Origin of the sequence: Anaeromyxobacter oryzae, assembly GCF_023169945.1 — a bacterium.
Lineage (GTDB): Bacteria > Myxococcota > Myxococcia > Myxococcales > Anaeromyxobacteraceae > Anaeromyxobacter > Anaeromyxobacter oryzae.
This window is the reverse complement of the sequence record NZ_AP025591.1, coordinates 4,299,801-4,324,166: the sequence shown is the minus strand read 5'-3', so window position 1 is coordinate 4,324,166 and position 24,366 is coordinate 4,299,801. Positions and strand designations below refer to the sequence as shown.

General features: G+C 71.1%; 20 protein-coding genes. 14 read left to right on the top strand and 6 right to left on the bottom strand.

Going from position 1 to position 24,366, the window contains the following annotated elements; all coding sequences use genetic code 11:
* Positions 1 to 67 precede the first annotated feature (67 nt).
* Entirely contained in the window at positions 68 to 217 is a 150-nt protein-coding gene (locus AMOR_RS18935) for a lmo0937 family membrane protein (RefSeq protein ID WP_248353250.1), read from the bottom strand.
* Positions 218 to 519: 302 nt separating this feature from the next.
* On the opposite strand from AMOR_RS18935, the gene AMOR_RS18930 reads away from it, so the two are divergent.
* The 3 genes from AMOR_RS18930 (at position 520) to mgtA (ending at position 4,933) form a co-directional block, all read left to right on the top strand.
* Entirely contained in the window at positions 520 to 699 is a 180-nt protein-coding gene (locus tag AMOR_RS18930; RefSeq protein ID WP_248353249.1) for a CsbD family protein, read from the top strand.
* Positions 700 to 724: 25 nt separating this feature from the next.
* On the top strand, positions 725 to 2,287 hold the full coding sequence (locus AMOR_RS18925; RefSeq protein WP_248353248.1) for a B12-binding domain-containing radical SAM protein: 1,563 nt from the start codon (positions 725 to 727) through the stop codon (positions 2,285 to 2,287).
* A 66-nt stretch (positions 2,288 to 2,353) separates the two neighbouring features.
* Positions 2,354 to 4,933: a magnesium-translocating P-type ATPase gene (gene mgtA, locus AMOR_RS18920; protein ID WP_248353247.1), complete on the top strand. Its 2,580-nt coding sequence runs from the start codon at positions 2,354 to 2,356 to the stop codon at positions 4,931 to 4,933.
* Here mgtA and ribA read toward each other — a convergent pair.
* Positions 4,930 to 5,685, bottom strand: a complete 756-nt coding sequence (gene ribA / locus AMOR_RS18915) for a GTP cyclohydrolase II (protein ID WP_248353246.1) — start codon at positions 5,683 to 5,685, stop codon at positions 4,930 to 4,932. The two genes, mgtA and ribA, sit on opposite strands and share 4 nt — an antisense overlap.
* A 188-nt stretch (positions 5,686 to 5,873) precedes the next feature.
* Between ribA and AMOR_RS18910 the strand changes: the two genes are divergently transcribed.
* The 3 genes from AMOR_RS18910 to AMOR_RS18900 all read left to right on the top strand — a co-directional run bounded on the left by AMOR_RS18910 (position 5,874) and on the right by AMOR_RS18900 (position 10,362).
* Positions 5,874 to 8,516 (top strand): MGH1-like glycoside hydrolase domain-containing protein, encoded by a 2,643-nt coding sequence (locus tag AMOR_RS18910; protein WP_248353245.1) that lies wholly within the window; start codon positions 5,874 to 5,876, stop codon positions 8,514 to 8,516.
* A gap of 188 nt (positions 8,517 to 8,704) precedes the next feature.
* Positions 8,705 to 9,877, top strand: a complete 1,173-nt coding sequence (locus AMOR_RS18905) for an NAD(P)H-dependent flavin oxidoreductase (protein ID WP_248353244.1) — start codon at positions 8,705 to 8,707, stop codon at positions 9,875 to 9,877.
* A 242-nt stretch (positions 9,878 to 10,119) separates the two neighbouring features.
* Positions 10,120 to 10,362 carry a hypothetical protein gene (locus AMOR_RS18900; protein WP_248353242.1) on the top strand — a complete coding sequence of 81 codons (243 nt, stop codon included), beginning with the start codon at positions 10,120 to 10,122 and terminating at the stop codon, positions 10,360 to 10,362.
* 37 nt (positions 10,363 to 10,399) lie between these two features.
* Here the strand turns inward: AMOR_RS18900 and AMOR_RS18895 are convergent, their stop codons facing one another.
* Entirely contained in the window at positions 10,400 to 10,702 is a 303-nt protein-coding gene (locus AMOR_RS18895; protein WP_248353240.1) for a PRC-barrel domain-containing protein, read from the bottom strand.
* Positions 10,703 to 10,759: 57 nt separating this feature from the next.
* Positions 10,760 to 11,812, bottom strand: a complete 1,053-nt coding sequence (locus AMOR_RS18890; protein ID WP_248353238.1) for a sensor histidine kinase — start codon at positions 11,810 to 11,812, stop codon at positions 10,760 to 10,762.
* Between the two features lie 502 nt (positions 11,813 to 12,314).
* On the opposite strand from AMOR_RS18890, the gene AMOR_RS18885 reads away from it, so the two are divergent.
* The 4 genes from AMOR_RS18885 to AMOR_RS18875 all read left to right on the top strand — a co-directional run bounded on the left by AMOR_RS18885 (position 12,315) and on the right by AMOR_RS18875 (position 18,277).
* Entirely contained in the window at positions 12,315 to 15,956 is a 3,642-nt protein-coding gene (locus AMOR_RS18885) for a chemotaxis protein CheB (protein WP_248353236.1), read from the top strand.
* Positions 15,957 to 16,370: 414 nt separating this feature from the next.
* Positions 16,371 to 16,814 (top strand): hypothetical protein, encoded by a 444-nt coding sequence (locus AMOR_RS18880; RefSeq protein WP_248353234.1) that lies wholly within the window; start codon positions 16,371 to 16,373, stop codon positions 16,812 to 16,814.
* Complete coding sequence (locus tag AMOR_RS29860; RefSeq protein WP_404800905.1) at positions 16,811 to 17,107, top strand: YtxH domain-containing protein; 297 nt, start codon at positions 16,811 to 16,813, stop codon at positions 17,105 to 17,107. Before AMOR_RS18880 ends, AMOR_RS29860 begins: the two co-directional genes overlap by 4 nt.
* 30 nt (positions 17,108 to 17,137) lie before the next feature.
* Entirely contained in the window at positions 17,138 to 18,277 is a 1,140-nt protein-coding gene (locus AMOR_RS18875; RefSeq protein ID WP_248353233.1) for an esterase/lipase family protein, read from the top strand.
* A 70-nt stretch (positions 18,278 to 18,347) separates the two neighbouring features.
* Here AMOR_RS18875 and AMOR_RS18870 read toward each other — a convergent pair whose 3' ends face one another.
* Positions 18,348 to 18,755 carry a hypothetical protein gene (locus tag AMOR_RS18870; RefSeq protein WP_248353232.1) on the bottom strand — a complete coding sequence of 136 codons (408 nt, stop codon included), beginning with the start codon at positions 18,753 to 18,755 and terminating at the stop codon, positions 18,348 to 18,350.
* Between the two features lie 703 nt (positions 18,756 to 19,458).
* Positions 19,459 to 20,637, bottom strand: a complete 1,179-nt coding sequence (locus AMOR_RS18865) for a sigma-54-dependent Fis family transcriptional regulator (protein ID WP_248353231.1) — start codon at positions 20,635 to 20,637, stop codon at positions 19,459 to 19,461.
* 867 nt (positions 20,638 to 21,504) lie between these two features.
* Here AMOR_RS18865 and AMOR_RS18860 point away from each other — a divergent pair.
* From AMOR_RS18860 to AMOR_RS18845, 4 genes are all read left to right on the top strand, one after another.
* The gene (locus AMOR_RS18860; protein ID WP_248353230.1) at positions 21,505 to 22,071 is read left to right on the top strand and encodes a lipid-binding SYLF domain-containing protein; all 567 of its coding nucleotides are present in this window, start codon (positions 21,505 to 21,507) and stop codon (positions 22,069 to 22,071) included.
* A gap of 228 nt (positions 22,072 to 22,299) precedes the next feature.
* The gene (locus tag AMOR_RS18855) at positions 22,300 to 23,577 is read left to right on the top strand and encodes a 4Fe-4S dicluster domain-containing protein (RefSeq protein WP_248353229.1); all 1,278 of its coding nucleotides are present in this window, start codon (positions 22,300 to 22,302) and stop codon (positions 23,575 to 23,577) included.
* 145 nt (positions 23,578 to 23,722) lie between these two features.
* Complete coding sequence (locus AMOR_RS18850; RefSeq protein ID WP_248353228.1) at positions 23,723 to 23,872, top strand: lmo0937 family membrane protein; 150 nt, start codon at positions 23,723 to 23,725, stop codon at positions 23,870 to 23,872.
* Between the two features lie 100 nt (positions 23,873 to 23,972).
* The gene (locus AMOR_RS18845) at positions 23,973 to 24,365 is read left to right on the top strand and encodes a cupin domain-containing protein (RefSeq protein ID WP_248353227.1); all 393 of its coding nucleotides are present in this window, start codon (positions 23,973 to 23,975) and stop codon (positions 24,363 to 24,365) included.
* The last annotated feature ends 1 nt before the right edge of the window (position 24,366 follow it).

Below are 24,366 nucleotides of genomic sequence, written 5' to 3'. Positions count from 1 at the left end.
TCCTTCCGGTGACACCGGAGCTCATGGACGGTGCGGGTCCATGTGTCCTACCTGCGGAGAAGCAGCTCTAGGCCACGCGCCGGCGCCGGATGACCTCCACCAGCAGCGAGATGAGGGCCAGCACCAGCAGGAGGTGGATGAATCCACCGAGTGTGTAGGAGCTCACGAGCCCGACCGCCCAGAGAACGAAGAGGATGACCGCAATGGTCCACAGCATGACGACCTCCCGGCGCGGCGCTCGCTCGTCTGCCGCGCCATCGTGAGCGTGCGCCGGAGCGAAGGGGACGCAGGGCGGTCAGCGGGGTTGCACGGAAGAGGCGCGATCGATTCCTGCAGCACGCGAGCGTGGCACGACCGGGGTTCCCGCGGCCGCCGCGCCGCGAACGGACGACGCGGTGTGGCCCGGCGGGTTCCAACCCTGCTGGCCGCCGCCGATCCGATGACCGCGGCGCACGCTCATCGCGATCGGGAAGGTACCCCTCCGGGAGGGACCAGATCCCGAGACATTGGAGGGCCGCCATGAAGCCGAGCACGAAGGACCAGGCGAAGGGCAGGTTCGAGAACCTGAAGGGCAAGATCAAGGAGGTCGCCGGGATCATCACCGGACAGCGCAAGCTCGAGACCGAGGGGAAGAGCCAGAAGCGCGCCGGCAAGGCTCGCGAGAAGCTCGGACAGGTCGAGAAGATCGTCGGGAAGTGAGGCGCGACGTCGCCGGATCTCAGCCATGCGCGCTCTCCTCGTGCAGTCCCGCTCGCCGCGCACCTACTGGAGCTTCGAGCGAAGCCTCCCCTTCATCCGCAAGGCCGCGACCCTGCCGCCGCTGGGGCTCGCCACGCTCGCGGCGCATCTCCCGGAGCGCTGGGAGCTCCGGCTGCGCGACCTGAACGTCGCGCCGCTCGAGGACGCCGACCTGCTCTGGGCGGACGCGGTGCTCGTCTCCGGGATGCTGGTGCAGGTCCCGTCGGTGCGCGAGGTGCTCCTCCGTGCGCGCGCCCTGGGCCGGCGCACCGTCGTCGGCGGCGCCGGGCCGAGCACCGCGCCCGAGCTCTTCCCGGAGGCGGACTTCGTCTTCCGCGGCGAGGCCGAAGGGCGGCTCGACCTCCTCGTACGAGTCCTCGAGGGTCGGGAGACGCCGGCGCCCCGCCTCCTCTCGGCCGAGGACGGCGTCCGGCCCGATCTCTCCCTCGCGCGCGTGCCCCGGTTCGACCTCGTGGACCTCCCGCGCTACGCCAACCACGCCCTGCAGTACTCGCGCGGCTGCCCGTTCCGCTGCGAGTTCTGCGACATCGTCGAGCTCTTCGGGCGCGTTCCCAGGGTGAAATCCCCGGAGCAGGTCGTCGCCGAGCTCGAGGCCCTGCACGCGCGCGGGGCGAGGGGCGCGCTCTTCTTCGTGGACGACAACTTCGTCGGCAACCGGCGCGAGGTGATGCGCCTGCTCCCGGTGGTCCGCGCCTGGCAGGAGCGCCACGGGTTCCCCTTCCAGCTCTGCACCGAGGCCAGCCTCGACCTCGCGAGCGCTCCGGAGCTCGTGGCCGGGATGGTCGCGGCCGGATTCCAGGAGGTGTTCCTCGGGATCGAGACGCCCTCCGCCGCCGCCCTCCAGGAGACCGGCAAGAGCCAGAACCTCCGCATGCCGGCGGCCCAGGCCGTCGAGACGCTCACCCGCGCCGGGCTCGAGGTGTTCGCCGGCTTCATCGTCGGGTTCGACAGCGAGGGACCGGACATCTTCGACCGCCAGCTCGAGCTCATCTCCCGCCTGCCGATCCCCAGGGCGATGGTGGGGCTCCTGATGGCGCTCCCCGGCACGCGCCTGTGGCGACGCCTGGAGGCGGAGGGCCGCCTCCGCGGCCACGGCTGCGGCGACAACTTCGAGCGCCCGAACTTCGTGCCCGCGCTGGATGAGCCGACGCTGCTCGCGGGGTACCGGCGCGTCGTCGCGGCGCTCTACACGCCGGAGCGCTACTACGCGCGCTGCGCGCTCGCCGTGGACCAGCTGCCGCTCCGCGCCCGCGCCGCGGCCGACGCCGGCGCGGCCGAGGGATCGCTCGCCGCGGTCGCACGGATCGCGTGGGGCATCGGCGTCCGGAGCCCGCGCCGGCTCCACTTCTGGCGCCTCGTCGGGCACGCGCTGCGGCGCGGCACCGGCGCCCTCCCGCGCGCGCTGGCGCTCGCGGTGATCGGCGAGAGCCTCATCCCGTACACGCAAGAGGTCGTCCTCCCGCGCCTCGATCGGTCACTCGCCGAGCTCGCGGCGCACGACGCGCAGCGCGACGCCGCGTCCGCCTGAGCCGGCGATCCTCGCGCGGCGTGAGTCGAGGGCCAGATGACGGCTGCGCGGTTCTGGAGCGGTCCCTTGCCGGCACTCCTCGAGGAGCTGGGCACCTCCGCTCGCGGCCTCTCCACCGAGGAGGCGTCCCGAAGGAGCTCGACGGGAACCTCGACGCGCCTGCGGCGCACGAGCCGGGCCAGGGGGCCGCGACTTTTCCTGCACCAGTTCGAGAATCCCATCGCCGCGCTCCTCCTCGTCGCGGCGATCCTCGCGTTCTTCCTGGGCGACCGCGCCGACGCCGCGATCATCCTCGCGATCGTCCTCGTCAGCGGCTTCCTGGGGTTCTGGCAGGAGCGCAAGGCCGCGCACGCGGTCGAGCAGCTCCTCGCCATGGTACGGCCGAAGGCCACGGTCCTCCGGGACGGCGTGGAGCGACAGGTCGCTCCGGAGGAGGTCGTGCCCGGTGACGTCGTCCTCCTCTCACCAGGCGACAACGTGCCGGGTGATGGACGGCTCCTCACGGCCAACGACCTGTTCGTCGACGAGGCGGCGTTGACGGGGGAGAGCTATCCCGTCGCGAAGGCTGAGGCCGCGCTCTCGCCCGATGCTCCCCTCGCGCGCCGGACGGATGCGGTGTTCCTCGGCTCCCACGTGGTCAGCGGCAGCGCCGTTGCCGTCATCGTGAAGACCGGTCGCGACACCGACTTCGGCGCCATCTCGGAGCGCCTGCGCCTGCGCCCACCCGAGACGGAGTTCGAGCGCGGCGTGCGAAGGTTCGGGTACTTGCTCCTCGAGATCACGCTGCTCCTCGTGCTCGCCATCTTCGCGTTCAACGTGGCGTTCCATCGACCGACGCTCGATTCGTTCCTGTTCGCGCTGGCGCTCGCGGTCGGGCTCACCCCGCAGCTCCTGCCGGGCATCATCAGCGTGAACCTGGCCCATGGCGCGCGACGGATGGCGGCGAGCAAGGTCATCGTGAGACGTCTGTCGTCCATCGAGAACTTCGGCAGCATGGAGGTGCTGTGCTGCGACAAGACTGGGACGCTCACGGAGGGCGTCGCGCGCGTGCACTCTGCCGTCTCGATGACGGGCGAGGCCTCCGAGAGGACGCTCCTGTACGCCTACCTCAACTCGTCCTTCGAGAAGGGATACGACAACCCGATCGACCGAGCCATCCGAGAGCATGCCCGGCGCGACATCTCCGGCTGGCGAAAGCTGGGCGAGAAGCCGTACGACTTCTCGCGCAAGCGCCTCAGCGTGCTGCTCGGCAAGGACGGTGAGGCCCTGCTCGTGACCAAGGGAGCCGTCCCCAACGTCCTGGGCATCTGCACGACGGCGGAGGGATCGGACGGAGTCGCGGTCCCTCTGGAATCGGCCCTGCCGATCATTCAGTCCCGTTTCCAGGAGCTGAGCGCTCGGGGCCTGCGGGTCCTCGGCGTGGCCTATCGAACCGCAGGGCTCGGCCAGCGGCTCGTCCCCGACGATGAGGCCGGGATGACCTTCCTCGGGTTCGTGGTCCTTCACGATCCGGTGAAGCAGGGAGTCGCAGACATCATCCGGCAGCTGCGTGAGCTCGGCGTCTCGCTCAAGGTCATCACCGGCGACAACCGATGGGTCGCGCAGACGCTCGGCCGCCAGGTCGGGGTGAACGCCGACGAGCTGCTCACGGGGGCCGAGCTTCACGACCTGTCGGAGGCGGGACTCATCGGGCGCGTGGCCGAGGTGGATCTCTTCGCCGAGATCGAGCCCGCCCAGAAGGACCGCATCATCCTCGCCGTCAAGAAGGCGGGCCACGTCGTAGGGTTCATCGGGGACGGGATCAACGACGCCTCGGCGCTGCACGTCGCCGACGTGGGGATCTCGGTCGACAGCGCGGTGGACGTGGCCAAGGAAGCCGCCGACATCGTGCTCCTGGAGAAGGACCTGGGAGTGCTGGCCACCGGAGTGCGCGAAGGCCGGGCGACGTTCGCGAACACGATGAAGTACGTGCTGATGGCCACCAGCTCGAACTTCGGCAACATGTTCAGCATGGCGGGGGCGTCCTTGCTCCTGCCCTTCCTGCCGCTCCTTCCGTCGCAGATCCTGCTCATGAACCTGCTCACGGACCTGCCCGAGATGTTCATCGCGAGCGACCGCGTCGACGCGGAGATGACCGCTCGCCCCCATCGCTGGGACATCCGCTTCATTCGACGCTTCATGCTGCTCTTCGGGCTGGTGAGCTCGGTCTCCGACTATCTGACCTTCGGCCTGTTGCTGGTCGTGCTGGGGGCGCCGGAGCGCCTCTTCCGCACGGGATGGTTCGTGGAATCCGTCGTCTCCGCGACCCTCATCGTGCTCGTGGTCCGGACGCGTCATCCGCTCCACCGCAGTCGACCGGGAAGGCCACTCCTCACCGCCGCGCTCGCGGTGGTCCTGGCCACCCTCGCCCTGCCGTACCTGCCCGGCGCGGAGTTCCTCGGGTTCCAGCACCTGCCACCACCGTTTTACCCCGCGCTCGGCGCGATCATCCTCGTCTACGTCCTCTCCGCGGAGATCGCCAAGCGATGGTTCTACCGGGGCGACCGGGACGCCGCTGGCGTCGTTCCGCGCAGCGCCGCGCTCATCGAGGCGCCGCTCGGCACGACCGCCGGATCGGCGGAGAGCGGCGCGGGAACGGTTCGCTAGGGCTCTTCGAGGACGATCACCGGCTCACCTTGCTCCGGCAGGTGTTGCTTCCCGTTCAGATCGATGTAGTGGCCCGATCGCGCGGCCTTCGTCTCCAGGTAGAACCGATTGTGCTCGTTCGGCCGCATGATGTGCGGGATGCGAGCGGACACGCGGATGCCGTGCTGCTCGAGTTGCTCGATCTTGTCGGGGTTGTTGGTCATGAGCCGGATCGAGCGCACGTCGAGGCTGACCAGCATGTGCGCCGCGATGGCGTAGTCGCGCTCGTCGTCGCGGAAGCCCAGCGCGAGGTTGGCGTCCACCGTGTCCAGGCCGCCGTCCTGGAGCGCGTAGGCCCGCACCTTGTTGATGAGGCCGATTCCGCGCCCTTCCTGCCTGAGATACAGCAAGAGCCCGCGCTCGCGGGAGCCCAGGTCGCGGAGTGCGGCTTCGAGCTGCTCGCGGCAGTCGCACCGGAGAGAGCCCATGACATCTCCGGTCAGGCACTCGGAGTGGAGCCGCGTCGGGACGTCATCGGCTCCCATCACATCGCCGTGCACCATCGCCACGTGCTCCTTGCCATCCCGGTTGTTCCAGAACGCGACGAGGCGGAACCGGCCGAAGCGGGTCGGCAGGTCAGCCACTGCCTCGACCTTCACGCAGACGTGGTGCGCGCCGAAGCCGCTGCAGTCATGGTCCCTGTCACGCTCGACCAGTCCTTCGAGCGTGGCGACCCGTCGTAGGCCGGTGCACGGAGTCGGAGCTGAAGCCATGAGGCACGATTAGCGCGTTCGACGCGGAGGGACCGATCCGGCGTGGGGACACACCCCGAACTGGGCCGTGCGCATGAGCGCTGTCGGGCGGCGCGGCGCACGTCCTGGCGCACGGGCGCGACCCGCCGCCCGCAAGGGAGGCGGTCGACCCGCCCCCGAGCCGAGGCGGGCTGCTAGAGTCACGGTGCGTGAGCGCCGAGCGAGAGCGGCTGCGCGACGCCGACGAAGGCCGGCAGCCGTGGCGGCGCTGGGGACCCTACCTGGCCGAGCGTCAGTGGGGGACGGTCCGGGAGGACTACAGCGCCGGCGGCACGCCCTGGGTGTATTTCCCCCACGAGCACGCCCGCAGCCGCGCCTATCGCTGGGGCGAGGACGGGCTGCTCGGGATCTGTGACGACGAAGGGCTGCTCTGCTTCGCTCCGGCGCTGTGGAACGGCCGCGACCCCATCCTCAAGGAGCGGCTCTTCGGGCTCGCGGGGCCCGAGGGCAACCACGGGGAGGACGTGAAGGAGGAGTACCACTACCTCGACGCGGTGCCGTCGAGCTCCTACCTGAAGGCGCTCTACCGCTACCCGTTCTCCGACTTTCCGTATCAGGCCCTCCGTGACGAGAGCCGGCGCCGCGGGCGCGATGTCCCCGAGCTCGAGCTCCGGGACACCGGCGTCTTCGCCGGAGGCTGGGTCGATTTCTTCGTCGAGTACGCCAAGGCCGAGCCCGAGGACCTCCTCATCCGCCTCACGGCCGTCAGCCGTGCGCCCGGACCGGCCGTGCTGCACGTCCTCCCGCACCTGTGGTTCCGGAACACCTGGTCCTGGGGCCGTTGGCCGGAGCGTCCGCGCATCGCGCTCCTCGGGGCCGGCCTCGCGAAGGCCGACCACTCGCGGCTGGGGGTGCTGTACCTCCAGTGGCAGGAAGCGCCCGAGCTGCTCGTCAGCGACAACGACACCAACTTCGCCCGGCTCTACGGCCACCCGCCCTCGGGGGCGGTCAAGGACGCCTTCCACGACGCGGTGGTGCGGGGCCGCCGCGACGGGCTGCGCGAAGACGGCGAGGGGACGAAGCTCGCGCTCTGGCACTCCGTCAGCCTGCCCCCCGGCGGCGCGAAGGTGATCCGGCTGCGCCTGCGGCGGGACCCCGCGCCGCTGCCCTTCGCCGACTTCGACCGGATCTTCGCCGCGCGCGAGCGCGAGGCCGAGGAGTTCTGGCGGGAGTCGGCGGCCGGCATCGAGGACCCCGAGGCGCGGCGCGTGCACCGCCAGGCGCTCGCCGGCCTCCTGTGGTCGCGTCAGTTCTACCACTGGGACGTCCCGCGCTGGCTCGAGGGAGATCCGGGACAGCCGGTGCCGCCGGCGGAGCGGAGGCGAGGACGCGACAGCGGGTGGGAGCACCTCAACAACGCCGACGTGCTCCTCGTCCCCGACAAGTGGGAGTACCCGTGGTACGCCGCCTGGGATCTCGCCTTCCACTGCGTCGCGGTCGCCCGCGTGGACCCGGAGCTGGCGAAGGCGCAGCTCGTCCTGCTCCTCCGCGAGTGGTACATGCACCCGAACGGTCAGCTGCCCGCGTTCGAGTGGAACCTCGGCGCTGCGAACCCGCCCGTGCACGCGTGGGCGGCCTGGCGGGTCTTCGAGATCGACCGCGAGCTGCGGGGCGGCCGGGGGGACCGGGCCTTCCTCGAGCGCGTGTTCCACAAGCTCCTCATCAACTTCACGTGGTGGGTGAACCGCAAGGACGTGGAGGGCCGCAACGTCTTCCAGGGCGGGTTCCTCGGCCTGGACAACATCGGCGTCTTCGATCGCAGCGAGATGGCGCCCGACGGCGCCCTCGATCAGGCCGACGGGACGAGCTGGATGGCGATGTACGCGCTCGATCTGCTCCGGATCGCGCTCGAGCTCGCCCGCGAAGAGCCCATCTACCAGGACGTCGCGACCAAGTTCTTCGAGCACTTCCTCTACATCGCGGACGCGATGAACGACGTGGGGCGGCAGGGCGTCGCGCTGTGGGATCCCGAGGACGAGTTCTTCTACGACGTGCTCCGGCGGTCGGACGGACGCGCGGTGCCGCTGAAGATCCGCTCCCTGGTCGGCCTCATCCCGCTGTTCGCGGTGGAGGTGCTGGAGTCCGAGCAGCTGGCCCGCGTTCCGGAGTTCGCCGAGCGGCTCCGGTGGTTCCTGCGTTATCGCCCCGACCTCGCCTCGCTCGTCTCGCGCTGGCACGTTCCCGGCGCCGGGGACACGCGTCTCCTCGCGCTCCTCCGCGGCCACCGGATGAAGCGGGTCCTGCGGCGGATGCTCGACGAGGCGGAGTTCCTGTCGCCCTTCGGCGTGCGCTCCCTCTCCCGCCATCACCGCGAGGCTCCATTCCGGCTCGCGCTCGATGGAACCTTCACCGTCGACTACGAGCCAGGGGAGGCGAGGACCGGCCTCTTCGGAGGAAACTCCAACTGGCGCGGACCGGTCTGGGTGCCGATGAACTACCTGATCGTCGAGGCGCTCCGGCGATTCCACCGCTACTACGGAGACGACTTCAGGGTGGAGTGCCCGACGGGCTCGGGGGTCCCCCTCTCGCTCGCGGAGATCGCGGACGAGATCGCAGGGCGCGTCCTGCGGCTGTTCCTGCCGGGACCCGACGGGCGGAGGCCGTACCAGGGAAGCGGTCCGGCGCTGCCGGGTAGCGAGGACCTCCTGCTCTTCCACGAGTACTTCGACGGAGAGGACGGCCGAGGCCTCGGAGCGTCCCACCAGACCGGGTGGACGGCGCTGGCGGCGGAGCTGCTGCGGACGGAGGCGCGCGCGAGGCGTCGCTCGCGCACGGCGCGCCACGAGAGGTGAATGCATCTCGCTCGCGCCGCCCGCGGCACGTGACACGGCCGCCCGGATGCCCGGCCCAGGGCGAGTGCGCGCAGGGCGCGCGCGTCGGATCGACGCCGCCGATGGTGGCGCCCCAGCACTCCCGGTCCGGGTCCGAGACAGTGCCGTACGATGCCGCGCCGTACGATTCCGCTCGGGAGGACATCCCCGTGACCGACGACCTCGTCGTGCCGAACCGCACGGACACCGACCCCGCAGGCCGCGGCTCCGCGCCGAAGCTGACGCGCGACGCGATCGGCGAGATCCTGCGAGCAGGCAAGCACCTCCTGGTGCAGGGGGCGATGGGCCTCCACGTCTCCGACGGGCTCGCCGGGAAGGTGGCTGCGGCGAAGAGCGCACGGTTCGTCACGGCGGGTACCGTCTCGGGCGTGGGGAAGACGCCCGAGCTGCTCCGGCGCGAGCTGCGGCGCGCCCGGGCCGAAGCGCCCGGCGGGTACGTCGGCGTGAATCTCATGGCCGCCATCAATCACCTCGACTTCGAGCGGCTCGCCCGCACCGCGCTCGTGGAGGGCGTGAGCTTCATCGTGCAGGGCGCGGGCATCTCACGAGAGGTGATCCGCTGGTGCCACGACGCCGGCACGCCGTTCGCCGGGATCGTCTCGTCCGGACGCCTCGCAGCGATGTACGAGAAGTGGGGCGCCGACTTCCTCGTCGCGGAGGGCGCGGAAGCCGGGGGTCACATCGGCGACATCGAGCTGCCACTCGCCTCGCTCGTCGAGGACGTCCGGAGCCATTCGTCGCTGCCGGTCGTCGCGGCCGGGGGCATCGACGCGAGCGACGTCGCAGCGTACCTCGCGCAGGGTGTCGCCGGCGTCCAGCTCTCGACGCGATTCATCGCGTGCAGGGACGGAGACGCCCACCCGGCGTTCAAGACGATGCACCTCGGCAAGGGGGCGGACGACGTCGTCGTCATCACGAGCTGCGTGAAGGGCATGAAGGCGCGGGCGGTCCGGAACGCCTTCACGGACGCGCTCGCCGCGGGGGACCACTTCCCCCCGCGCTCGAAGGCCTGGTTCTTCGGGAAGGACGGCTACGGCGGTCGAACCAAGGCGTGCATCGAATGCCTCGGGACGGGGCTCTGCAAGTGCCGCGCGAGCGACTTCCACGAGAGCTTCTGCATCACGGACGCGCTGCTGCGGGCGGCCATCCTCGGCGACACCGTGCGCGGCCTCTTCTACACGGGACAGAGCGTGACGAGGATCCCCGAGGGCACCGTGCAGGAGCTGAAGACCGTGCAGGAGCTCGTGCTGGAGCTGGACCGTCTGCTCGAGGACGGCTCGCACCGGACGCACGCTCTTTCCGCGGCGAGCGCCTCTCCGTGATCCGGCCCGACGCACGCGCGGACCGTCTCGATGCAGTCGGAAGGGCGCGCCCTCGAGCGTGGAAACGCCCGGGAGAGGGACGCGAGCCGAGCTCGCGGACGCCCCGGCGTCCACGGGCAGCGAGGCCTCCCCGCCGCTATGGTTCGAGCGAGGTCGCCCCCCGAGCAACCTCGCGCGCCAGCTGGCCGTCTTCGGCGCGGCGCGCGGTGGGGCGTCGCGGGTCGCCCCACAGAGGAGGAGTCATGACTCGCGAGACGAGGAGCGCGGCGTCCCTGGCGCTGGCGGCGGCGGTCTCGCTGATGGGCAGCGCGCTGCTGCTGAAGGGAGGCCGAGCGCTTCCGGTCATGACGGGCGGTGCGCCCGAGGACCACCCCGGCATCCTGCTCGTCGCGGTCGTCGTCCTGCTCGCGGCGACGGGCGTGCTGCTCCTCGCGATGGCCGGGAAGGGGCTCCTCGACTCGAGGCGTCACCCGCACGCTCACTGACCCGCCCGCGCGCGTCGGGGGGGACCTCGACTCACGGTCAGTGGGTAGCCGCAGGTTCGCCCTCGGCGGGGAGCACCTCGCGCAGCCCGTCGACCGGGACCGAGAGCACGACGGCATCGCCGACCGACTGGATCAGCCTGATCGGGATCTCGACCGTTCCAGCGTGGAACATCGTCCGCGAGGCGCCCAGCTGGTCGGCGACGTCCTTTCGCAGCTTCACCCGGAGCGACTCCACGCTCCACGCGTCGCTGTCCAGGAAGAGCGCTGCGATCTCGCCGACCGCCCGCCCGTCCGCCCCGATGACCGTCCGTCCCCGCAGGTTCTCGTCAGAGAGACGCATGGCGCCTCCTTCTTTCACTTGCTCCTCTCTCGAATCTAGGTCTCACGGCCTCGGGGCTCACGCGGCGGCCGCGGAGGCCAGGGGCAGCTCGATGCCGAAGATGCACCCCTTCCCGGGCAGGTCCACGGTGTGAACCTCGCCGCCGTTCGCCGTGACCGCCTTCCGGATGATGGAGAGGCCGAGCCCGAGGCCTGCTCGATCGCTCCCGCGCCGGCTGCTCACACGTCCAAGGCCGCCGCACTCGTCCTCCACCTCGATGAAGACGCGGCCGTGCTCGCCCCGGCCCCGGATGACCACGCGGCCGCTCGCCCGGGTGTACCTGAAGGCGTTGCGCAGCAGGTTCATGACCGCCGACGCGAGGAGCTGCGGGTCGACGTCGATGGCGAGCGTCGGATCGACGGGCTCGACCGTGAACCGGATCCCCCGGCACTGAGCGTGCAGTTCTGCAGCGGCCGCGAGTTCGTCGAAGAACGCCAGCAGCGAAACGCGTTCGTGCCTCCGCGCGTCGGCGGCCAGGCGGACCTCGGAGACGAGGCTGTCGAGGAGGTCCCGGATGTCGATGAGGCTCCGGCCGAGCACGGCGACGGCGCTGGCGCTCGCGCCCGGCTTGCCACCCTTGACGACCTGGAACGAGAGCAGCGCCGTCTGGACGAAGTTCCGCAGCTCGTGCGCGATCCGACCGCGATGCTCGAGGTCGTGGTGCGAGCTTGCCTCCTCCTTCAGCCGCCCGTACTCCGCAACGGCCTCCGCGAGGGCGGTGTCCAGGCAGCGGTTCAGCGTGTGGAACTCCTCCGGGCTGATGGTCGCGCCCCGCTCTGCGGCGAGCTCCGTGATCGCCTGGCACACGTCGGCGTAGTCGTGGACGAGGCGTGAGACCGAGGCTCCCTGGGCGAGCAGCTCGCGCCCGTGCCTCGCGGCGCCCGCTCCGATGGCGGTCGGCGGGAAGGGCGTCGCCGTCATCTCCAGCCGGAGCGTCTCCGAGAGCTGGGCGAGGAAGAGGCGGACGCAAGCCTCCAGCTCGCCCGTGGAGACGGAAGGCGACGGGCTGGCCGCGGCCTGGGCCCTCGCCATGAGCTCCTCACGGTTCGAGCTGATGAAGACGTTGAGCATGACCTGGCTCCTTCCCCGGTTGCCTGTCGACGGGCCCGAGGGCTCGTCGTCGTCGTCGAGCGGCCGAGCGCTGGATGCGAGCTTCAGGCCGACGGTCGACGACCCACCTGCCGCGCGGAGCCAGGTGGGGGGACGAGTCCGAGACGAGGCCGGTGGACGCCTGACGATAGGTCTGCGGGCGCTCCCCGGCACGTTCCCTGTGCGGGGTCATTTCAGCGCACCCGACCCTTTCCAGATCGGCACGCTCCAGAGCCCCGCCCCGATCACGAGCCGGCGCGGAGCTCCTCGGTACTATTTTGGGCGACCCAGGATTCGCTGCGCATCGCATACTTATTTGGGGGTTGGGGGGGAGCCGTAGCCCAGACTGCCCTCTCGACGACCCTCGCGCCTGCTACAGAGGCAGGGGACACGGACCATGGACGCACAGGAACCCACGGCATTGCCCGCGAGCGACCCCCAAGAAGCCGAGTGGCGCGCCAGCGAAGGGGAGCGTCTCCTCGTCGTGGGCATCGGTGCCTCCGCGGGCGGCCTGGAGGCGCTCGAGCGCTTCCTCCAGCGGGTCCCGCCGGACAGCGGCCTCGCCTACGTCGTCGTGCAGCACCTCTCCCCGGAGCACGCGAGCAGCCTCGCCGATATCCTGGCTCGCGCGACGAGGCTCCCGGTGTTGACCGTGACGGAGGGGCAACGCGTCGAGCGCGACCACGTGTACGTCATCCCGCCGGGAGCTGGTCTGGTCGTCGAGCGCGGCGCCCTGCGGCTCGTCGCTTCCGACCAGAAGGGCGTTCGCCTGCTGGTGAATGCGTTCCTGACCTCCCTCGCGGAGGACCAGCGCGAGAACGCCGTCGGCATCGTGCTCTCCGGGACGGGCTCCGACGGCGCGCTCGGCATCGCGGCCGTGAAGCGGCACGGAGGCCGGACCTTCGCGCAGCTCCCCGCCGACGCTCGCTACGAGAGCATGCCCGCCGCCGCGATCGCGACGGGGACGGTGGAGCAGGTTCTTCCGGTCGACGAGATCCCGGCGGCGCTCGTCCAGCTCGCCGCCGAGCGACGGAAACATCCGCCCGAGAGCGCACGGGGCGAGGCGGAAGGTTTCCGCCAGGCGCTCGAGGTGGTCGGCCGGGCGACGGGGCACGACTTCAGCCGCTACAAGCGGACCACGATCCTTCGCCGGTTCCACCGGCGGATGGCCGCCACCGGGACCGCCACGGTCCGGGAGTACGCCGCCCTCCTCGAGGGCGACGTCGACGAGGCCCGGCGCCTCGCCGACGACCTGACGATCAACGTGACGAGCTTCTTCCGCGACGACGGGCCGTTCCGGGTGCTCGAGCAGATCGTGATGCCCGACATCGTGGAGCGACGGCGAACGGAAGGAGTCCGGATATGGGTGCCGGCCTGCTCCTCCGGCGAGGAGGCCTACTCGGTCGCGATCCTGCTCCGCGAGCGCGCCGACGAGCTCCCGCACCCGCCGCAGATCCAGGTCTTCGCGACGGACATCGACGCGTCCGCCCTCGCGGAGGCACGCCGAGGTCAGTACACGAGCGTCGTCGAGCGTCAGGTGAGCCCCGAGCGGCTGGCGCGCTACTTCACGAAGCGCGGGGAGGTGTACTCGGTCACGAAGGCCGTCCGCGACCTCTGCATCTTCACGGAGCACGACCTCGTCCGGGACCCGCCGTTCTCCCGCATGGACCTCGTGTCCTGCCGCAACCTGCTCATCTACCTCGAGCCCGCGCTCCAGAAGCGGGTCATCGAGCTCCTCCACTACGCGCTCCGCCCGGGCGGATACCTGATCCTCGGCAAGGCCGAGATGATCGACACGAAGGAGCGGGAGCTGTTCGAGGTCGTCGACAAGGTGGAGCGCGTGTTCCGGCGACGCGAGGTGGACCGGCGACCCGCGATCCTGCCGGCGGGGCGGCGGGCGCTGCCCCTCGGGCTGGCGCCGCCCGGCCGGCGAGCCGATCCCGAGGTGAGGAGCGCCGCCGACCGCTCGCGGAGCATCGTGCTCGAGGAGTACGCGCCGCCGTCGGTGGTGGTCGATGCCCGCGGGGAGATCCGATACTACTGGGGGACGAGGCTGTCGGTCTTCCTGCCGCCCCACGCCGGCGCCCCCGCGACCAACCTGATGCACCTCGCCCGGCGCGAGCTCCGGGTCGAGCTCTCCGCCGCCCTCCACAACGCGGCGCGCCAGGGGAAGCCGGTCATCTACAAGGACGTGGTGGTGGAGGCGGAGGGCGTCCAGCGCCGGCTCAACCTCGTGGTCCGGCCGCTTCCGCCCACCGAGCAGGATCCAGACGAGCTGTTCCTCGTCGTCTTCGAGGAGCTGCAGGCCACGCCCGTCGCGCATGGGACGCCGCTCGACGCGCCGACGCTGGAGCGTCACCGGCAGCTGCAGCGCGATCTCGAGAGCACCCAGGAGCGGCTGCAGGTCACGATCGAGGAGCTCGAGAACGCGAACGAGGCGCTCCGCACGTCCAACGAGCAGCTCCAGGCCCTGAACGAGGAGATGCACTCCGCCAACGAGGAGCTGCAGACCTCGCAGGAGGAGCTGCAGTCGGTCAACGAGGAGCTCAACACCCTGAACGCCGAGCTGAGCAAGAAGGTGGACGAGCTCGAGCTGCTCTACGGCGACCTTCAGAACCTGTTCCAGAGCACGCAGATCGCGACCATCTTCCTCGACCGCGAGTCCCGGATCGCCCGCTTCACGCCGGCGGCGACGGCGGTCTTCCGGCTCGCCGACGGCGACGTGGGGCGGCCGCTGGCCGACTTCGCGGCCCGGTTCGACGCCCAGGACGTGCCCCAGGAGGTGGCGCGGGTGCTCGAGACGCTCGCGCCCGTCGAGCGCACCGTCGGCCTGGTGGACGAGAAGCGCTCGTTCCTCATGCGCATGCACCCGTACCGCACCCCGTCCAACGTGATCGCGGGCGTGGTGGTCTCCTTCATCGACATCACCAGGCTGAAGGAGACGGAGGCCGCCCTGCGGCGAGCGGTGGAGGAGCGGGAGCGCGCCGAGCACGCCCTGCGGGACGCGGACCGGCGCAAGGACGAGTTCCTCGCCGTCCTCTCTCACGAGCTGCGGAACCCGCTCGCGCCCATCCGGAGCAGCCTCCACGTCCTCGAGCACGCACCGGCGGACGCCGGCGCGGCGGCCAAGGCGCACGAGATCATCGCGCGGCAGGTGGGGCATCTCGCGCGGCTCGTGGACGACCTCCTGGACGTGACGCGCATCGCGAACGGCAAGCTCCAGGTCGAGCGCAGGCCGATGAACCTCCGGGACCTGGCTCAGCGCACGGCCGAGGACCACCGTGGCCTCTTCACCGCGCGCGAGGTGGCGCTCGAGGTCGCGCTCCCGGAGCAGCCGCTGTGGGTCGAGGGCGACGCGACGCGCCTCGCGCAGGCGATCGGGAACCTGTTACAGAACTCCGCCAAGTTCACCTCGAGCGGCGATTCGGTCCGGCTCTCGCTCGAGGGGGTGGGCGGCTTCGCGGTGCTGCGCGTCCGTGACACCGGCATCGGCATCGAGCCAGCGATGCTGCCTCGCCTCTTCCAGCCCTTCGCGCAGGCCGACTCCTCGCTCAACCGCCGCCTCGGCGGGCTCGGCCTCGGCCTCGCGCTCGTGAAGGGTCTCGTCGAGACCCACGGCGGCACGATCGACGTGTCGAGCGGCGGCAAGGGCGCGGGGGCCGAGTTCGTCGTGCGGCTGCCGCTCGTGGCGGCGCCGGTCCAGACGGAGGTCGCGCCGGTGGCGGCGGCGCGACCGCGCCGCATCCTGATCATCGAGGACAACCTCGACGCCGCGGAGAGCCTGCAGCTCGCGCTCGAGCTCGAAGGGCACGAGGTCACGGTGGCGCATGACGGGCCCCAGGGTATCGAGCGCGCCCGCGAGCTCGTGCCGGAGGTGGTGCTCTGCGACATCGGGCTCCCGGATGTGGACGGGTATGCGGTGGCGAGGGCGCTTCGCCGCGAGCCGGGTCTCCAGAACACGCAACTGGTCGCGCTCACCGGCTATGCGCTCCCGGAGGACCAGCGGCGCGCCCTGGAAGCCGGGTTCGACGCGCACCTCACCAAGCCCGTGACGGTCGAGGGGGTCGAGGAAGCCATGGGTCGTGCGCGGCCGCGACCCTCGCCGGGGGGCCTCGCGTCGTCCTGACGCCGCAGCACCGGGAATGCAGGCACCCCGCGGCACCACCGAAGCCGGGCAGCTCAGGCGGGGTGCTATTCGCTCTGGCGGGACGTCGCCCCGAGCAACGAGCACCATGCATGCGGGGCCCGCTCTCGGCGTGCGCCAACGAAACGCAATTGATCAGCGTCCATACGTGCGCATGCTCGTGGTGGCCACGGCGCACCCCTGACCCGGGCGCTCGCCGGTGTGCCGGATTGGGGGCGCCATGTCGCTGACCACGATCCTGATCATCGTCCTTCTCGTCGTCCTTCTCGGTGGGGGCGGGTTCGTCTGGACGAACCGCAGGTGACCGCACGCGCAACGAAATTGCGCGAGCCCTGCTAGAGCACGAAGCTGCCGCGCCGCCGAGACGAGCGCTGGCGAAGCGCGGACGGAGGTCGTGTGACGACGGAGAGCTGGGGGACGGCGCTGCTGGTCCTCGGGGCCGTCCTGGTCGGCGCCGCCATCCCGGTGCTCGTCCAGTTGCGGGCGACGCTGCGCGCGATGGACGAGACGCTCCGGCGATCCGGAGCGCGGCTCGACGAGGCTCTGGCCGCGACCGTCGTCGCTGCCGGGAGGATCGATGCGCTGGTCGTGCGGCTGCAGGAGGGCGGCCGGATCGAGCAGCTCGTGGACGGCGTCGCGGACGTGAGCCGGATGGTGAGCCAGCTGCGGGATACCCTCCGCGTCGCGTCGGCCGTCGGCGCGGCGGTGGGCCCGGCGGTCGCAGCGGCGATCCACGCCTTCCGGGAGGATCGGGAGGGGGTGACACCTGGGCCGCTGCAGGTCGCCCCGGTCGAAACCAGAGCAGTGCACGCCGAACCAGGAAAGCAGGCCATGCCATGACGGAGACAGAGCATTCCGGAAGCGGAGGTCTCAAGGTGTTCCTCGCCTTCGTCGGAGGCGCGCTGGTCGGAGGCGCCGCAGCCGTGCTGTTCGCACCGCGCGCCGGCGCTGAGACGCGGCGGCGCCTCACTGGCGCGGTGGATGACTCGAGGGAGGCCGCCTCGCGCATGCCGCAGGCGATCCGCGAAGCGACGGCCGCGGCGAAGGCCGCGTTCGCCGCGGCGCTGAAGGAGAACGCGGGAGCGGACGCGGCCGTCTCGGCCCTTCCCGGATCCCCGCCTCGCCACCATTAGTGAAGTGGCCGCACGGGTGATACTCCAGCGGTGCGCGCCACGGACCAGGTGATCCTCGTACCAGGCTTCTTCGGCTTCGGCTCCTTTGGCCGCGAGGGGAAGCCGCACATCATCTATTTCGACCACGTCATCAAGGCGATGGTGGCAGCGCGGCCGGAGCTGAGCGGGCGCATCCACGTGCACGAGCCGCCGCCCATGGGTTCGCTCGAAGCGCGCGTGCGGACCCTGCAGGACGCGGTCCTGCAGCGCCTGGGCGGCGCGCTCCTGCGCGGCGAGTCGACGGGACGGGGCCCGCGTATCCACATCGTCGGCCACTCGACCGGCGGCCTCGACGCGCGGCTGCTCGCGAATCCGCGCTACCGCTTCCGTGGAGAAGACCGCAGGCTGCGAACGCAGCTCCTGCGGCACCTCGGCACGGTGGTGACGCTGTCGGCACCTCACCACGGCACGCCCATCGCGAAGAGCTTCGTGCGCGGCCTTCCCCGCCTGGTGCTGGAAGGGATGTCGGTGGCGACCATCATGGCCAACGCCGGGCGGGTGACCCGGCGGCTCGGGCTGCCCGGGATCGGCCTGGCCTACACCCTCTTCCAGGCGGTGAGGCCGCGGCCCAGCATGAACGGGCCGGTCATCGATCTCCTTTCCGGCATGGACGAGGAGACGGCGCGCGAGATCGAGCGCTTCCGCGGGATGGTCATGTCCGACAACCGGATCCTGCGTGACCTCGCGCCCGAGCGGATGGCGACGCTCAACAGGCGCCTCGGCGACCACGCGGGGCGGCTGGTGGAGATCGTGACCGTCGCCCCGAGACCCTCCTTCACGCGAGGGGGCCTCGACGCCCTCGACCGCCGCGCGGTGTATGCCCTCTGCTATGCCTGCGCAGCGCGCAGCGACTTCCGGCCCCAGAGCTTCCCCAAGGGTCCCTGGCTCGCCGCGTGTGCGCCCGGGACCGAGCGCGAGGCGGTGGAGGATGCTCCGCGCGCCAACGACGGCATCGTACCTGCCTCATCCCAGACGCTCGCCGGCCGCGCCGCGCGCATCGTGCTCGCCGACCACCTGGACGTCGTCGGCCACTTCGAGTGGCGCTGGAACACGACGCTCTTCAAGTCGGGCGCGGCCTTCGGCCGGCGCGAGTTCGAGGAGCTGTGGCGCTTCGTAGCCGAGGCACTGTGAAGTGTTCTGGAGCGGTTCTCCGAGCACCGCACGAGCTTGCGGGCTGTGCGAACGGTGCTCGTGGCCGCCCCTAATCGCGATCGCCGCCGTGCCCGTCGTGCCCGTGTTCCTCGTCGCTCCGCTGGTCCCCATCCCCTCGGTAGTGCCGGTAACGGCCAGGCGGGGACTGCACGAGCGCGGCCGGGACGTAGCGGGGTTCGACCCGCTCCCAGCTGCCGCGGTGGTCGCGTGCGCGGAACCACGTCTGATCCTGGCGCGCCCAGTAGTAGCCGTCCGCGTAGAAGATCTCGTGGTCCATGTCGCGGGCGACGCTGACGCCGGGCTGCACGACGACGAGCGGCGGCAGCTCTGCAGGTAGGCTCAGCGTGAAGGAAGCCTCCCCGCCCCTCCGTTCTTCGCCCCTCCGTTCTTCTTCTCGAGACGTCGCGTAACACCCACCGAGCGCGACCGCGACGAGAATGCACACGAATGTCCTCATGAAGTACCTCCTTTGATCCGTGAGGACTGCACGCATCGCGCCAGCCGTCCCCGCGCCGCGTCTTCGGCGGTCCAGGTGATTCCGCCTCCGTCTGGCTCGCGCTCCTCCAGCGCTCCGCGCCTCGTGGCGCCCGTCCGCACCGACCTTCGAAGGACGACACAGGCGCCGGTGGAGTGAGGGGAACCGTTCGCGAACGTTCACCGACGACGCTCGCCGTCCAGCCGGCGACCTGGGCGGCTGGAGTATCGGACGGTTGCCTGGGCGACGCGGCGGGCACGGCGGGTGCTCCAGCGACGGATCGAAGCTTCCCGAACACACACCCTCCACTTCCGCCTCTGGCAGGTCCGCGGACCCATCCCATGATCGAGCCGCTCTTGCTGGCCATCGGCATCCTGGCGCTGCTGATCACGTCGACCGCGCGACCCGTCCGCGCTCGACTTCGGATGGGCTTCCCGGCCGTCCTTCCGCCCTTGATCGAGGTTCAGCCCGGGGTCCGCGTCGTCCAGGACTTCGACGAGGAGGTCTTCTTCATCGGCGGCGACTACTGGGTCCAGCGCGACGGGAGCTGGTACCGCGCTCGTGATCACCGCGGTACGTGGCGCCACGTCCGCCCGGGGCTCGTCCCGACGGCGCTCATCCGGCACGAACCCGGCCGCTACCGCCACTGGCAGCACGGAGGCATCACAGGCCGTAGCCTGAGCCTTCACCGACGGCGGAAGCAGGCCGGGTCGAGCTCCGCCGACCAGAGCAGCCGGTACAGCTTGGGCCGCGAGACCCCGACGTGGCGCGCCAGCTCGGCCACCCGGCCGCCGAATCGCCGGAGCAGCTCCTCCAGGCGAGCCCGGTCGAGCTCGACCGGGGGCGCCGCCGGAGGGAGCACCGAGCGTTCGATGCGGTTGTCCTCCAGCGCCGCGAGCACCTCCGGGCCGAGCGCGAGCGGCTGTCCGGCCGGAGTGGCGATCACCGCGATGGAAAGCACGTTCGAGAGCCCGCGAACGTTGAGCGGCCAGGGATGAACGAGCAGCGCCTCCTCGAGATCCGGCGTCAGGGCCCGCCCCTCCGCGCCGAGCTGCGCCAGCAGGGCGCGGGAGAGCGCCGGGATGTCCTCGCGACGGTCGCGCAGCGGCGGCAGGCGGATGTTCCACTGCGCCAGCCGAGCATAGAGATCGGCGCGGAACAGGCCTTGCTGCACCAGGCTGACGAGCTCGCGGTTGCTCGCGGCGACCACGCGCACGTCCACCGGGACGTCGCGCGAGCTGCCCACCGGGCGCACCTGCCAGGTCTCGAGCACGCGCAGGAGCGTCGGTTGGAAGGCCAGCGGGATGTCGCTCGCCTCGTCGAGGAGCAGCGTCCCACCGCGCGCGGCGCGGAAGAGACCCTGCTGCTCCGCGACGGCGCCGGTGAAGGCTCCGCGCACGTGACCGAAGAGCTCGCTCGCGAGCAAGCCCTCGGTGAACCCACCGCAGTTGACCGCCACGAACGGCCCGGACCGGCCGCTGTGGCGGTGGAGCAGGCGGGCCACGATCTCCTTTCCCGTGCCGGTCTCACCGGTGACCACCACCGTTCGCGGATGGGGGGCGACGGCGGCGATGCTGCGCCGGACGGCCTCGATGGACGCGGTCGCGCCCGTCAGCTCCGGCTCCGTGGCGCTCCGCGGCTCGTCGGCCGCGGGAGGTGGCTCGGTGCTCGTGTAGACGAACATGGTATCGCCGAGGCGGAGCACGTCTCCCTCGGCCAGCGTGTGCGACTCGCGCACGGGGACGCCGTTGAGGCGGGTGCCAGCGGCGCTGCCGAGATCGTGCACCACGGCGTGCGCGCCCTGGAAGCGGACCTCAGCATGCCGGGGAGACATGGCGGGATCGCCGAACGGCTGGTCGAACACCGCCTCTCCACGCCCGAGTACGAGGCCCTCGCGTGGGATCGGGCGGCTCTGCGCGGGGCCGGTTCCTGGGTGGGGAAAGGGGAGCAGGAGCGCTGGCGGGAGCGTCCCTGGTCGCAGCCGGATTGTTCCGGTCATGGCGCCCTTCTGCTCCGCGCGGGAGAAGAGCGGCTGGTGGTGTGTCAGCTGTCCGCGCGGCTGCCTGGATCGTAACCGCAGCCTGCCTGCGCGCCCGGCGAACGTTCGGGGGCGCCGGCGTGAACGTTAGCCGCGAAGGCGTGCGTCCAGCCGCGCCTACCCGGCGGTGGGACCGGGGGCGACGTGCCACGGAAGCGTGACGGTGAACGTCGATCCGAGGGCTTGTGCTCGCCGAAGTCGACGCCGGTGGTCGCCCGCACGAGCGCGACGACCTGCGCCAGGTGGGGCCGGCGCTCGTACGCCGAGGCCGGCGGGCGGGTGGCGCGCACGCGGTCGAGCGGACGCGGCGGGCGGGCGTCTCGGGATGGTGTCGAGCGCGTCGGCATGCGGTGGACCCTCTCGGACGGAGGCTCGGGTCCAGAATGCGGCCCAGGGAAGGCGGTTCGACCGTGAGGAAACCTTGCTCCGATCGGTCGCCACGCGCTCGCTCCACCGTCGCCCGACTCGCTCCGACTCGCTCCGCGTTCGCGTCGTGGGCGTCCGCGGACGTTCGCGGACGTTCGCCGGTGACGTGGGGGTACGCGCCCGAATGGCGCGGCGGGGCTTCGACGGTCCGTGTATCCCAGCCGTGCCCGCAGCCTGCCCGCGCCGGTGTCGGCGCGCAGGCACTCGGTCCCGGGCGCTCGCGCGGGCACGAGAACCCGGAGTCACTTCACTGCAGGGAGTGTTCACATGCTGAAGATCCTGAGCACGCTCGTCGCCGTTGCGCTGATGGGCCCCGCTCCTGCGTTCGCCGACCAGAAGAGCGCGAAGGATGACGAACGGGCCGTGAAGCACGCTCGGCAGGCCATCGTGGAGCTCGAGCGGGCCGATCCCGGCCTCACCCGGCTCTTCGACAGCGCGGCCGGCTACGCCGTGCTCCCCACCGTGGGGAAGGGCGCCATCGGCGTCGGCGGCGCGCACGGGACGGGCGTGCTGTTCGAAAAGGGCATGCCCGTCGGCGAGGTCACCCTCACGCAGCTGACGGTCGGTCTGCAGCTCGGCGGGCAGTCCTACACCGAGGTCATCTTCTTCGAGACCGAGAAGTCGCTGGCGAGCTTCAAGAAGGGTGAGTTCACCATGGCCGCCCAGGTGAGCGCGGTGGCCGCGGCCGCAGGGGCATCGGCGAACGCGAAGTACGTGGAGGGCGTGAGCGTCTTCACCCTCGCGAAGGGCGGCGTGATGGCGGAGGCCAGCGTGGGCGGCCAGAAGTTCGGCTACCGACCGTTCGACAAGCCGATCACCACCAGCTCCAGGTAGACGGCACCTCCGTGAAGGCGTTGCGCTCCAGGCCAGGCCGCCTCGCGGCGCTGGGCTCGAGCCAAGGACCAAGGGCGAGGCGGGATGCGCGCCGGGGCCGGAGCCCCGTGCGCACGTCCTCGCACCGCCCGGGGAGTGATCGGCGCGCGGCCTCCTCACGAGCCCTCGTCGCGGCGCGGAGAACGAGGTAGCCTCGGGGCGTTCCGCGGGATTTCGCGACCGTCCGTCATGGCGCACCGAACGTCACCGTCCGTCTACGACCGGCTCACGGAGCGGCTCAACCGCTGTTCCCAGGGGGCGCCCCCCTCCGAGAGCCTCTTCCAGATCCTGAAGATCCTGTTCAGCGAGCGAGACGCCGCGCTCGTCTCGGTGCTCCCGCTCAAGCCGTTCGACGCGGCGAAGGCGGCGTCCATCTGGAAGACCAGCGAGACGGAGGCGCGCCAGGCGCTCGACCAGCTCGCCTCTCGGGCGCTCCTCGTCGACGTGGAGACCGAGGACGGCACCGAGTACGTCCTGCCCCCGCCCATGGCCGGCTTCTTCGAGTTCTCGATGATGCGGGTGCGCGAGGACGTCGACCAGAAGGCGCTCGCCGAGCTCTTCTACCAGTACCTGAACGTCGAGGAGGACTTCGTCCGCGCCCTCTTCGTGGGCGGGGAGACCCAGCTCGGCCGCACCTTCGTCCACGAGCCGGCCCTCTCGGAGGAGAACGCCCTCCACGTCCTCGACTTCGAGCGCGCCAGCGAGGTGATCCGGACGGCGACCCACCGCGGCGTCGGTCTCTGCTACTGCCGGCACAAAATGGCTCACCTGGGGCGTGCTTGCGACGCGCCGCAGGACATCTGCATGACCTTCAACACCTCCGCCGGGTCGCTCATCCGGCACGGGCACGCCCGGGAGGTGGACGTCGTCGAGGGGCTCGAGCTCTTGCACCAGGCCCACGAGCGGAACCTCGTGCAGTTCGGCGAGAACGTGCGGGAGGGCGTGAACTTCATCTGCAACTGCTGCGGGTGCTGCTGCGAGGCGATGATCGCTGCCCGGCGCTTCGCCGCCGCGCACCCCGTCCACACCACCCACTTCCTCCCGGTGGTGGACGCGGAGGCGTGCAGCGGCTGCGAGCGGTGCGTGCGGGTCTGCCCGGTGGAGGCGATGAGCGCCGTCTCGGCCAACGATCCGCGGCGCCCCCGGCGCACCGTCGCACGGCTCGACGAGGCGCGCTGCCTCGGGTGCGGCGTCTGCGTGCGGACCTGCCGGGAGAAGGCGCTCTCGCTCCGAGAGCGCGGCCCGCGCCGGCTCACCCCGATGGACGGCGCGCACCGGGCCGTGCTCATGGCCCTCGAGCGGGGCAAGCTCCAGGACCTGCTCTTCGACAACCGGCTCCTCTGGAGCCACCGGGCGCTCGCCGCCTTCTTCGGCGCCATCCTGAAGCTCCCGCCCGCGCGGCGCCTCCTCGCGACGGAGCAGGTCCGCTCGCGCTACCTCGAGGCGCTCGTCCGACGGTTCGCCTAGCGAGCGGACCGTTCGCGAACGTTCTCGAGAACGCCCGCGCGGTCCACCCGTCCGCGGGCGCGGCAGGGATGTCGGACGGTTGCCCGGAACACGCGACGGGCACGGCGCGTGCTCCGGAAGCGATCAGGACCTGAAGGGAGTCATCATGCTCTGGACCCTCGTGATCATCCTGCTCGCGCTCTGGGCGGTCGGTCTCGTCACCTCCACCACCATGGGCGGCCTCATCCACCTCCTGCTCGTGGCGGCCGTCGTCGTGTTGCTGGTCCGCGTGATCCAGGGTCGCCGCGTGGTCTAGGAGGACCGCTCGTCGCGACGATCGCATTCGACCTCGTCCCCCGAATGGGAAGTCGCGTGTCGAGCGCGCCGAGGAGACCCTGAACGACAGGGAGTCGGTCATGAAAGGCTTCGTGCAAGACATCGAGAGTCTCGCCATAAAGAACCACGAGTTTCGCCGGGTGCTCTACACGGCCCAGCACTGCCAGCTCGTCGTCATGTCGCTGGAGCCCAGGGGAGAGATCGGCGCGGAAGTCCACGAGCTCGACCAGTTCTTTCGCGTGGAGGAGGGTTCGGGCGAGGCGGTCCTCGATGGCGTTCGGACGGCGCTCCGAGCGGGCTTCGGGGTCGTCGTCCCGGCTGGCACGAAGCACAACATCATCAACACCGGCAGTGTTCCACTGAAGCTCTACACGCTCTATGCGCCCCCGAATCATCGGGACGCCGTCGTCCACCGTACCCGCGCCGAAGCAGAGGCCGACGACGAGCACTTCGACGGCAAGACGACGGAGTAGG